Origin of the sequence: Corynebacterium sp. KPL1995, assembly GCF_000477935.1 — a bacterium.
GTDB lineage: Bacteria > Actinomycetota > Actinomycetes > Mycobacteriales > Mycobacteriaceae > Corynebacterium > Corynebacterium pseudodiphtheriticum.
Map to the genome: position 1 here is coordinate 817,769 of NZ_KI515715.1, position 11,697 is coordinate 829,465.

Annotated in this window: 7 protein-coding genes; 4 read left to right on the forward strand and 3 right to left on the reverse strand. The window is 58.0% G+C overall.

Annotated features, from left to right (window positions below):
- The first annotated feature begins 129 nt into the window (after positions 1-129).
- From HMPREF1292_RS03630 to HMPREF1292_RS03640, 3 genes are read left to right on the forward strand one after another with little or no spacing between them, the layout of a single operon-like run.
- On the forward strand, positions 130-1,974 hold the full coding sequence (locus tag HMPREF1292_RS03630; RefSeq protein ID WP_023018800.1) for a FadD32-like long-chain-fatty-acid--AMP ligase: 1,845 nt from the start codon (positions 130-132) through the stop codon (positions 1,972-1,974).
- Positions 1,975-7,038, forward strand: coding sequence for a polyketide synthase Pks13 (gene pks13 / locus HMPREF1292_RS03635; protein ID WP_023018801.1), 5,064 nt, complete (start codon positions 1,975-1,977; stop codon positions 7,036-7,038).
- On the forward strand, positions 7,039-8,583 hold the full coding sequence (locus tag HMPREF1292_RS03640; protein ID WP_018121549.1) for an acyl-CoA carboxylase subunit beta: 1,545 nt from the start codon (positions 7,039-7,041) through the stop codon (positions 8,581-8,583).
- Here the strand turns inward: HMPREF1292_RS03640 and HMPREF1292_RS10680 are convergent.
- A complete protein-coding gene (locus HMPREF1292_RS10680) occupies positions 8,576-8,842 on the reverse strand; it encodes a hypothetical protein (protein ID WP_023018802.1) in 267 nt (88 codons plus the stop codon). The two genes, HMPREF1292_RS03640 and HMPREF1292_RS10680, sit on opposite strands and share 8 nt — an antisense overlap.
- A gap of 526 nt (positions 8,843-9,368) precedes the next feature.
- Here HMPREF1292_RS10680 and rarD point away from each other — a divergent pair.
- Complete coding sequence (rarD, locus tag HMPREF1292_RS03645) at positions 9,369-10,337, forward strand: EamA family transporter RarD (RefSeq protein ID WP_018121547.1); 969 nt, start codon at positions 9,369-9,371, stop codon at positions 10,335-10,337.
- Here the strand turns inward: rarD and HMPREF1292_RS10685 are convergent.
- Both HMPREF1292_RS10685 and HMPREF1292_RS03650 read right to left on the reverse strand, forming a co-directional pair.
- Positions 10,251-10,649, reverse strand: coding sequence for a DUF3054 domain-containing protein (locus HMPREF1292_RS10685; protein ID WP_023018803.1), 399 nt, complete (start codon positions 10,647-10,649; stop codon positions 10,251-10,253). The genes rarD and HMPREF1292_RS10685 overlap by 87 nt on opposite strands.
- 5 nt (positions 10,650-10,654) lie before the next feature.
- A complete protein-coding gene (locus HMPREF1292_RS03650) occupies positions 10,655-11,692 on the reverse strand; it encodes a YbhN family protein (RefSeq protein ID WP_023018804.1) in 1,038 nt (345 codons plus the stop codon).
- Positions 11,693-11,697: the final 5 nt, after the last annotated feature.

Sequence of the window (11,697 nt, forward strand, 5' to 3'; positions counted from 1 at the left end):
TCTTATTTTGTTTCCGATAGCACCTGGTAGTTGCATGACTTCTGCGCCAAAGTAGGCTGGAATCTTAGATAAACAAACATTTTCGACCGGTACTACTTGCACCGGTGTTAGTTCAAAGAAGGAATCACCATGGATCTTAAAGCAGCAATGAGTCAGTTTTACGACGGCCAGGGCAACCTGAAACTCGCCCCGCAATTGTCCCTAGTCGGGCTGGCGGAATTGCTCTATCAGGGTGATCTACACACCGGTGGAGCAGACCGGCATTGCCTGCGCTTCTGGGATTACTCCCAGTCTCGCGAAGGCACTGCGGTTGATTTCACTCGACAAGAGATCAACATTCGCATCAAATCTGTGGCTGCGCGTTTGCAACAGGTTGCCAAGATGGGCGACCGGGTCGCGATTTTGATGGGAAATTCTCCGGAATACATTTTCGGCTTTGTGGGCGCGATGTATGCCGGTATGGTTCCGGTGCCTCTTTACGACCCGAATGAACCAGGCCATGAAGGGCACCTGACGGCGGTCTTCGCTGATTGCAGCCCGAAGTTGGTGCTTACCAACCGCCCTTCGGCAGCGGCGGTGCGTGATCACTTCAAAAAACTCCCGGCTCGTGAACGCCCCCGTATCTTGGCGGTAGATTCGCTGCCGGATTCCTTGGCTGATTCCTACATCAACCCACAACAAACCATCGAAGGCCAGCAGCGCATGGCTTCGTCGACGGTGATGCCCATCGACGAACCGGCTTTCTTGCAGTACACCTCTGGCTCTACGCGCACCCCGGCTGGTGTGGAACTGACGAACCGTTCGATTCTGACCAACGTATTGCAGATCTTCGAAGCAGCTCGCCTGCGCCTGCCGTTGCGTTTGGTGTCGTGGTTGCCGCTGCACCACGACATGGGAATTATTCTGAGCTTGTTCGCCACGATCATGGGGCTGCGCAATGAGATGATGTCGCCGAAAGATTTCATCCAGCAACCAGCACGTTGGACGCGCATGATCTCAGCTCGCGAAGGCGACGACAGCAATGGTGTCTATACTGTGATTCCGAACTTCGCATTGGATCTCGCAGTTCGTTATGGCAATGAAGACGGCCTGGATTTCTCGAATATCAACGGAATCATCATTGGGTCGGAGCCGGTGACGGTGAAAGCGCTGAACTCATTCCTGGATGCTTTTGAGCCGAAGGGCTTGACTCGTCGCATGCTGCGTCCGTCGTATGGTCTGGCAGAGGCCTCGCTGATGGTGACCACCCCGCAGACCGAGGATCGCCCAAAGGTGAAGTACTTTGAGCGCGACGAAATTGCGCAGGGCAAGGCCGTGGAGACTGCTAGCGAAGATGGTGTGGCGTTTATTTCCAACGGCGAAGTGGTGCGTCCACAATTTCTGACCATCGTGGACCCAGAAACTAAAGCCGAATTGCCAGATTCCACCGTCGGAGAGGTGTGGTGCCACGGTGACAACATGGCTGCGGGCTACCTGAACCGTCCGGAAGAAACTGCGGCTACTTTCCACAACACCATTGGTGAGCGGCTGGAGGACTCCCGCGTGGCTGATGCTCCGGCGGATAAGTGGATGGCTACCGGTGACCTGGGCGTGCTTATCGACGGCGAGTTGTTTATCACTGGTCGTTTGAAAGATATGATCATCATTGCTGGTCGCAACCATTACCCGCAGGATATTGAGCACACCGTGATGACCGCCAGCGAGCACGTGCGTAGCGATTCCGTGGCTGCCTTTGCGGTCTCCGCAGAAAACACCGAGGAACTCGTGCTGCTGGTAGAACGTGCCGACCAAGCCGAAGAATCCGGAGACGAACAGGCAATTTCCGCCATCCGCGCGGAAGTTACCGCACGCCATGGTGTGCGCCCGTATGATATTCAGTTCCTGGCTCCTGGCGAGCTCTCCCGCTCGTCGGCAGGCAAGATTGCGCGGCAGGTAGCAAAGAAGAAGTATGAGGGATCTGAGGGAGAAGCCTAAATGACAGTTGAGCAGCTGAAGAGCTGGCTGACCGAGTGGGTAGTGAAGGTCACTGATCTTCCCGTTGAAGAGGTATCGGAAAACAAGCCGCTGGAAGCCCTGGGGCTTTCTTCGCGCGATGCAGTGATCCTGTCGGGTGAATTAGAAACCCTGCTGGATACTCGGCTGGATCCGACTATCGCTTACGAATACCCCACTATCGCCTCGCTGGCTCAACGGCTGGTCGACGGTCCGGCGGAAGATAGCGCGCGGGCCGGGGCTGCCCAGCAGTCTTACGAGCGTGCCGACGTCGCTGGTGCCGGAAACGGTGCGCATGGCGGCGCCGGTGCCTACGGTGGTGATATCGCGATCGTCGGTATGTCCGCCCGATTCCCGCAGGCAGATGGCTTGGACGAGTACTGGAAGCTGCTCGCAGAAGGCCGCACTGCCACAGGCGAGCTGCCACTGGGGCGTTGGAGTGAGTACCAGTCCGACCCAGTGATGTCGGAAAAGATGGGCAAGATCAATCTCACCGGTGGCTACCTGGACGATATCGCCAGTTTTGACCCGGAATTTTTTGGCCTTTCTCCCATTGAGGCCACCAACATGGATCCGCAGCAGCGCATCATGCTGGAGCTGACCTGGCACGCGCTGGAAAACGCACACCTGCCGGCCAATGAACTCAAGGGCAAGCCCGTCGGCGTGTTTATGGGTAGTTCGAATAATGACTACGGCATGCTGATTGCCGCTGATCCAGCCGAGGCCCACCCATACGCGCTGACGGGCACCTCTTCGGCCGTGATCCCGAACCGCATCAGTTATGCCTTCGATTTCCGCGGCCCGTCGTTGAACGTGGACACCGCGTGTTCCTCGTCGCTCGTTTCGGTGCACCAAGCGGTGCGCGAGCTGCGCTATGGCTCGTGCGACGTAGCTATCGCCGGTGGCGTGAACATCCTGGCGTCGCCGTTTGTTTCCACTGCCTTTGGCGAGCTCGGCGTGATTTCCCCGTCGGGCGCTATCCATGCGTTTTCCGATGATGCCGACGGCTTCGTGCGTGCCGACGGCGCCGGTGTAGTGGTGCTGAAGCGGCTTGCCGACGCCGAAGCCGCTGGCGATGAGATCTTGGCGGTGATTAAGGGCAGCGCGACCAACTCCGACGGACACTCGAATGGTTTGACCGCGCCGAACCCAGAAGCACAGATTGACGTGCTGCGCCGGGCTTATGCTGATGCCGGGATTGATCCCGCGACCGTCGATTACGTGGAAACACACGGCACCGGCACGATCCTCGGTGATCCGATTGAAGCCAGCGCATTGGGCGCGGTGCTTGGCCCGCGCCGGGAAACAGACACCTTAATTGGCTCGGTGAAGTCGAATATCGGCCATTCGGAATCTGCTGCCGGTATTGCCAGCTTGATCAAGGTAGTGCTGTCGATCCAGAACGACACTGTGCCGCCGTCGGTGAACTTCTCGGAACCGAACCGTTATATCGACTTCGAGAAAGAACGCCTGGAAGTTGTCGAAGACCCACGAGAATGGCCTTCGGAAAACAAGATTGCCGGTATTTCTGGCTTCGGTTTTGGTGGGACAAACGCGCACGTCGTGGTGCAAAAATACGACGAGGTTCGGGCGTCCCAGAATGTTGCAGCGCAGAAGGCCGCGGTGCAGGACGCGTTGGCGCACGATGGCGCTGCGGGCGTGGCTGTGGCTAGGGAAGCCCAGCCGCGCCTGAATAGCGATCACGTGGTGTTGCCGATTTCCGGCCTGGTGCCATCGCGGCGTCGGCAAGCAGCTGGTGATTTGGCTGATTATTTGGAAGACGCCCAGAGCAACAAGGATTTTGATCTGCAGGCCGTCGCCCGCACCCTGGCCAAGCGTAACCATGGCCGCTCGCGGGCTGCCATTGTTGCCGCGGACGCTGGTGAAGCTGTGAAGCGCCTGCGTAAGCTCGCCGAGGGCAAGGCTGCGACGTCTGCGTTTAGCGGAGACGCACCGGAAAGCCCGGGCCCGGTATTTGTGTACTCTGGCTTTGGTTCCCAGCACCGGAAAATGGTGAAGGACCTGCTGGAACAGTCGCCGTTTTTTGCCGCGCGAATGGCGGAGCTCGACGAGATCGTGGACTTTGAGGGCGGCTGGTCTGTGCTGGAATTGGTTCGGGACGATGAGCAGACCTATAACACCGAAACCGCGCAGGTAGCGATCACCGCAATCCAGATCGCGTTGACGGATTTGCTGGCGCAGTGCGGTGCACGCCCGGCAGCCGTGATTGGCATGTCCATGGGCGAGATCGCGGCAGCCTATGCTGCTGGTGGTTTGCGCGCTGAGGATGCCATGTTGATCGCCTGCCACCGTGCCCGGCTGATGGGCGAAGGCGAAAATGCTCTGACTGGCGACGCACAAGGTGCGATGGCCGTCGTGGAGCTGTCTGCACAGCAGATTTCGGACTACGCCGAGCAAGAAGAATTCGCTGGTGTGGAACCCGCCGTGTACGCCGGTCCGGGAATGACGACGGTTGGTGGCCCGCGAGCCGCGATTCTGCGCTTGGTAGAAAAGCTGGAAGAAGAGGGCAAGTTTGCCCGCGCGCTGGACGTAAAAGGTGCCGGCCACACTTCCATGGTGGAACCACTGCTCGGTGAGTTGGAAGGTGCCATCGCAGGCATCGAACCTGCTCCGCTGCACACCCCGTTGTTCTCTTCAGTGGACAAAATCCACCACCAGCGTGGTGCGGTGGTGCATAACGAGGATTATTGGCTGGAAATGACACGCCAGCCGGTGTACTTCCAAGATGTTGTCACCAGTGCTTTTGCCCATGGCCACAACACGATGGTGGAAATTAGCCCGAACCCGGTTGCGCTGATGGGCATGATGAACACTGCTTTTAGCGTCGACAAGGCTAATGCGAAGCTGCTGAAGACGCTGAAGCGCAAGGAAGATTCCGCAAACAACCTGGTGGATCTGCTGGCGCAGCTTTATGTTTTGGGCCAACCGGTGGATTTCTCGCAGCTGTATGGCAGCGGTGAGTATGCTGCGGTGCCCAACACACGCTTTAAGAAGCAACGGTATTGGACGAATGCCCGCCCGAGTCCCGGTGCTGCCGGGTTGCCGGGCACCCGGGTGAATTTGCCGGATGGGCGCACCGTGTTTTCTGTGGATGCTGATCAGGTGCCTTCGGCGCTGGCGTTGCTGGAAGCAGCTGCCGAGGCGATGCAGCCGGGCGCGCAGCTGGTGGCGGTGGAAGAACCGCGCACGTTGCCGGCCCAGGGTGAGTTGACGACGATCGCCCAGCGCAATGTTGGTGGTGTGGCGTTGACTGTGCACGATATGACCGCGGGCGTTGTGGTTGCGGAAGGTTTTGCTACTACGTTGGCGCTTGCCGACGGCGGTGTTGGTGCACACGCGCAATCGCAGAATTTGGGTGTGGCGCCGATTCCAGAATCACCGCTGGCTGCTGGTGTACCCGATGCCGAAGGTGCAGCCGGTGCCGCCGCGGCCGGAAACAACCTGGGCATGCCTGTCGCGGATTCGGGGGTGCGTTGGGATCCGGAGGCCGAAACCGTCGAGGAGCGCCTGCGCTTAATTGTTTCTGAGTCCATGGGCTACGACGCAGAAGACCTGCCTGGTGAGTTGCCGCTGATTGACCTGGGGTTGGATTCGCTGATGGGCATGCGGATTAAAAACCGCGTGGAAAACGATTTCCAAATTCCGCCGCTGCAGGTGCAGGCTTTGCGTGATGCGTCGGTGGCGGATGTCGTGGCGATGGTCAACCAGGCCGTTGCGGAGAAGCATGGCTCTGCTGGCCCAACACCGGAAAACGGTGCTGCAGTGCGGGATGACCAGAGCTCCTCTGCGAAGAGCTCCGCCGAGCAAAGCTCTGCTGATCAGCCTGGCCGGCCCGATCAGCCAGAGCAGGCCCAGCAGCCCGAACAGTCCTATGCCACGCAGACAGAAGGCGTCGGCGTGGCGCCACGTGATGCCGCTGAGCGCCTGGTGTTTGCTACCTGGGCTAGCTTGACTGGTCACGCGGCCACTGGTGTTACCAGCACGTTGCCGGAAATCAGCGGCGAAGTTGCCGACAAAATCGCCGAGCGCTTGAGTGAGCGCAGTGGCATGAACATCGGGGCCGAGCTCGTCGGCAAGGCAGAAAACCTGGAAGAAATCGCCAACGTGGTGCGCGAAGGCCTGGAAACCGACGTCGAAGGCAATATTCGGGTGCTGCGTGAGGGCAGCGCCGAAGCGCCGGTGGTGTTCATGTTCCACCCGGCCGGTGGTAGTTCGGTGGTGTACCAGCCGCTGGCGCGCCGCTTGCCGCAGGAGGTTTCGGTCTATGGCGTGGAGCGGCGTGAAGGTAGCTTGGAAGAGCGCGTGGCGGATTACCTGGGCGATATCCGCAAGTATGCGAAGGGACGCCCTGTCATCCTGGGCGGCTGGTCCTTTGGTGGAGCGTTGGCGTATGAGGCGGCTTCGCAGTTGCTTGCCGACGCTGGTAACGCTGTCAATGCTGATAACGCCGACAACTCCACCCACGGCATTGACCTCGCCTATATTGCGTTGTTGGATACCACCCAGCCGTCTGAGCCGATTCCGGACACCTTGGATGAGACCAAGGCCCGCTGGGAGCGCTACGCCGCATTCGCGGAGCGCACCTATGGCTTGGACTTTCCGGTACCGTACGAGCTGCTCGAAACGGCCGGCGAGGAAGCCTTGATGCAGATGCTGGAGCAGTTCCTGGCTAGCTCCGATGCTTCTGAGCACGGGCTATCCGCGGGAGTTTTGGAACACCAGCGCGCCAGCTTCGTGGACAACATGATCCTGGGCAAGCTCGATTTTGCGCGCTGGGCTGATGTGGACCTGCCGGTGCTGTTGTTCCGCGCGGAACGTATGCATGATGGTGCAATTGAATTGGAGCCACGCTACGCCGATATTGATCCGGATGGCGGCTGGGGTGCTATCGTCGATGAGTTAGAGATCGTTCAGCTGCCGGGTGATCACCTGGCGGTGCCGGATGAGCCAGCGATTGGCATCGTCGCAGAGCACATGGACCGTTGGATGAAGAGCAAGATCCCCGCTGCACGGGAGGAGCACTAGGTGACTAATACCGCCGAGAAACTCGCTGACCTGCGTCGTCGTTTAGAAAAGGCGCAGGATCCTGGTTCGGAGCGGGCGCGGGCAAAGCGCGATGAGGCCGGGCGTACCACTCCCCGGCAGCGCATTAATGCTTTGCTTGACGACGGCTCCTTCATGGAGGTTGGCGCGCTGGGTAAAACCCCGGGCGATGACGATGCGGTGTACTCGGATGGTGTGGTCACTGGGTATGGGCGCATCGGCGGCCGCCCGGTGTGTATCTATGCGCACGATAAGACGGTCTATGGCGGTTCCGTTGGTGTGACGTTTGGCCAGAAAGTCACGCAGGTGATGGATATGGCTGCCCGCATCGGCTGCCCGGTGATTGGTATTCAGGATTCTGGTGGTGCGCGCATTCAGGATGCGGTGACGTCGCTGGCGATGTATTCCGAGATCGCACGTCGGCAGATGCCGCTGTCGGGGTATGCGCCGCAGATTTCCATCATGTTGGGTAAATCCGCTGGTGGTGCGGTGTATGCCCCGGTGACCACGGACTTTGTCATCGCGGTGGATGGTGAGGCCGAAATGTATGTCACCGGCCCGGCTGTGATCAAAGAAGTCACCGGCGAGGAAGTCAGCTCCGCGGAACTCGGTGGTGCGCGCCAGCAGGAGCGCAACGGTAACGTGCAGGCCGTTGTTGACAGCGAAGAAGATGCCTTTGAGCTGGTGCGTGATCTTTTGGATCACCTGCCGTTGACGTGTCATGATCCGGCGCCGTCGTTTTTGGCGCCTAGTGACGAGGAAGTCGCGTACACCCCAGAGCTCGACGAATTCATGCCGGATGACACGAATGCCGGTTACGACATCATTGATGTGCTGAAGTTGTTGGGTGACGACGATCAGCTGATTGAGTTGCAGGCGAACTTTGCGCCGAATATGGTAACCGCTTTTGGGCGTATTGATGGTCAGGCGGTGGGGTTTGTAGCAAATAACCCGATGCACTTTGCCGGTTGTATCGATGCCGATGCTGCTGATAAGGGCGCGCGGTTTATCCGTATTTGCGATGCCTACAACATCCCGCTGATCTTCGTTGCCGATACCCCTGGGTATTTGCCGGGTGTGGAGCAAGAAAAGGCCGGGTTGATTCACCGTGGCGCTGGTTTTGCTTTTGCTTTGGTGGAGGCCACCGTGCCGAAGATTTCGTTGGTGGTGCGCAAAGCCTATGGCGGTGCGTATGCGGTGATGGGGTCGAAGAACTTGTCTGGTGATATCAACTTTGCATGGCCGACCGCGCAGATTGCGGTGATGGGTGCGGCCGCGGCCGTCGTCATGATCCAGGGTAAACAGTTGGAGCAAACCCCGCCGGAACAGCGTGGGTACATGAAGAAACTGTTTATGGACTTTTACGACGAGAATATGACCTCGCCGTATGTAGCTGCTGAGCGCGGCTATATTGATGCCATGATCCAGCCTTCGGAGACCCGGTTGAAGCTGCGGCAAGCGCTACGCCAGTTGGCGACTAAGCACGTGGAAGACTTGCCGAAAAAGCACCCGATCGCGCCTATGTAGGTGGACCGGAGAAAAAGAAGCCGAGTGCGATAGTAATGATAAGAACTGGTGATAGTGCTGACAGCAATGCAGCGATATACAAGTCGTATTTCTTTGTTTTATGTGCGAGATAACAGTTAAGCGCGCAAATTGCGGCTATCGCTGTACCGGTAATAGCCACTGAGGGCCACCACCAGTCTTGACCAATGGTCCATAGCAAATAGCTACCGACAAAGGCGGCAATTGTTGCACCCCAGCCTAGTAAACGCGCAGGTTTCACTTGTGACACCTCCCGGTGATTGACTTAGTAAAACTTTTCCTAGCTTTGCTCATCAATCGAGATGATAATATTCCTACAGAACCTGCCAGCATAATTAGTGCGCTGGTGAATCCTTTCGTGTGTCCGGTTGCTATAGAAACTACGACAATCAAAAAGGATACGCAGCATAGGCCTAGCATTGCCCATGTTGCACCATGAGTTTTGTTCTGTTTATCCACATCAGTACTCATGATCATCACCTTGGTCTAATCTGGGGGCCTGTGAGTCTGCACCTTTGTCTAGCGTAAGTCTCGCAGAACCTCCGTTCTCTAGCAATATCACCTGAGTTTGAATCTCGTCTTTGCGTCAGAATAGCAATTTTTGAATGGATGTATTCGGATTTATTGTTAAAATTTTTTATTTCCGAAGAGTGCAGTGCATAAAGAAGATGAAAGGCTGTGGATTGCCTCTGGGGATGAAATCGGATTGGTGGCAGTCTTCGTTCAGCTAGTCGTCGGCACGGTCGATTCCCGGCTACGGTAGTGGAATGCAATATATCGTCGCCGCCTATGTGCTGTGGGGTGTGTTTCCCGCGTTCTTCCCACTGTTGGATCCTGCCAGCCCGCTTGAGATTCTGGCGCACCGCATCATCTGGACTGCGGTCTTGATGGTGGGAATTTTGCTGGTAACCGGCCGGTGGCGCGAAATCTATGAGGTGCGCGCGGCTACCTGGTGGCGTTTGGCCGCCGCTGGCGTGGTGATCACCGTGAACTGGGGTACTTATGTCTTGGCGGTGATGAATGATCACGTCGCTGATGCCTCACTGGGCTATTACATGAACCCGTTGGTTTCGGTGGCGCTCGGCGTGTTGATTTTGCGCGAGCACCTACGCCGCTGGCAGATGGTGGCCGTGGCTATCGCGGCCGTAGCCGTGGTGTATCTGACGTTCCTGAGCGGCCAGCCACCAGTGATCGCGCTGGCGTTGGCATTCAGCTTTGGTACCTATGGCCTGCTGAAAAAGAAAGTCGCCGTGTCCGCGTTTTTCTCCGTCGGGGCAGAAACGATGATTATGCTGCCATTCGCGCTGGGCTATGTGGCATATATCAGCGTGAACCCAGAGCAACAATCCACTTTCACCAGTGAAGGCTGGGGACACACCCTGCTGATGATGTCGTGTGGTCTGGTCACCGCCACCCCTCTGCTGTTTTATGCCCGCGGTGCACACATGCTGCCGCTGTCGACGATCGGCATGTTGCAGTACCTTACCCCAACGATTCTGATGTTGTGGGCGCTGTTTATTACGCAAGAACCGATGTCGCAGCAGCGCTGGATCGGCTTCATCATCATTTGGGTCGCGGTGGCGGTGTATGTCGCTGATTTGGTGCGGATGCGTCGACACAGCAGGCGGGAGCAGCGCCGACAAACGGTATCATTTGCGGGAACCGGCCAGCGCGAAGGCAGCGCGCCAACCGAACATGAACAGTGCGGACGTCGCACTGGCGACCAACACGAATGACCAGTGCGGCACCGCCCCATTACGCAACGCCCAGATGACCAGCCCGACGATGACGGTGCACAACCACACGATGGCCGCTCCGCGGCCGTTGCGCGCACCGCTAACCATCGTCAGCGCCGTCGCGCGGGAAAGCAATAGCCAGCCGAAACCCAGCCCAATAAGGAATGGCCACAGCGTGGATAACCAGCCCACGAAAGACAGTGGCATGTCCGCAGACTGGTGGGCAATACGTGCAAGTAAGGCGAAAACTGCCAGCGCGATGGCATCGAAGATGATCGGACGGGCAGGTGTGTGGCGGGTAGGCGTCGACATGCCAGTTATTTTACGTCGCTGGTTTCTTCCGAATCAGTCTGGCGCAGCGCGGCGTAGGACATACCCTTGCGTGCGTAGTAGGCGAAGTAGATGACCCAGCCGATTGCGCTGTAGAAAACGAAGGTGATCAGCCGGTAGACCAACACCGTACCGGTGGCATCGACGGCCGTCATGCCGGTAGCCACTAGCGCGGTGATAATCGCGATTTCCACGGTGCCGACGCCCGCCGGGGTGATCTGCGCGGAACCCGCCAGCTTGGCGGTAATAAACGCGACGCTAATGCCCATGATGGTGGTGTGGTCGTCGGCAGGCCAGAACGACGGCATATTACCGGTCACGGCCCAGGCACAAGCCCACAGAGCAACGGCATCGAAGGCTCGGTTGAAAAACGCCATCAACGTCACCCAGGAAAATTGGCCCAAGTTCAACGACACTTGGTCGAGCTTGTTGACGTGTTTGACGAGCTTGTCGGTCTTTTTCCACGGCAGGTTTTTAATCCACCGCCCCACGGTCCGGGTATTGCAGGAAGCCCAGTACAGGCCTCCGCACAGACCCAACATCAACGCCAGGGATACTACTAATGACCACAACGCCACATCCGCGCCCCAGAAAAATACGCCGGTAAAACCGATCAACACGACCCACAGCGTGGAAATCGCAGAAGAAAGCACAAAAAACCAGCCGCACAGCACCACGGAAGCCCCCCAAGCGCGCTGCACTTTATACGTCAAGATCGCGGCGAACGCGGGACCGCCGGGAAGCGTCGTCGACCAGGCATTGGAGGCGAAGACAATGTTGTTGCACTCTTTGAACGAGACGGGCACACCACCGGAGACAAACAATTTGCGCATCACCTCGGCCATCGCCAATAGGGAAAACGCAAAGGTGATAAACACGACGACGATGGGCCAAGGTTGCGCGTGACGAAGGGTGCGGAAACCATCGCTCAAGAAATCTAGCTCGTCACGGAAGAAAATACCCATGACGACGAGTACTGCTAGGGGCAGTATCCACCGCAGCCATTTGCCTACTGTGCTCTTCATCGCGG

Excerpts from the sequence above, each read along its gene's own strand:
- rarD (WP_018121547.1), top strand. The coding sequence starts at position 9,369 with ATGCAATATATCGTCGCCGCCTATGTGCTGTGGGGTGTGTTTCCCGCG.
- HMPREF1292_RS03630 (WP_023018800.1), top strand. The coding sequence starts at position 130 with ATGGATCTTAAAGCAGCAATGAGTCAGTTTTACGACGGCCAGGGCAAC.
- pks13 (WP_023018801.1), top strand. The coding sequence starts at position 1,975 with ATGACAGTTGAGCAGCTGAAGAGCTGGCTGACCGAGTGGGTAGTGAAG.
- HMPREF1292_RS03650 (WP_023018804.1), bottom strand. The coding sequence starts at position 11,692 with ATGAAGAGCACAGTAGGCAAATGGCTGCGGTGGATACTGCCCCTAGCA.
- HMPREF1292_RS10685 (WP_023018803.1), bottom strand. The coding sequence starts at position 10,649 with ATGTCGACGCCTACCCGCCACACACCTGCCCGTCCGATCATCTTCGAT.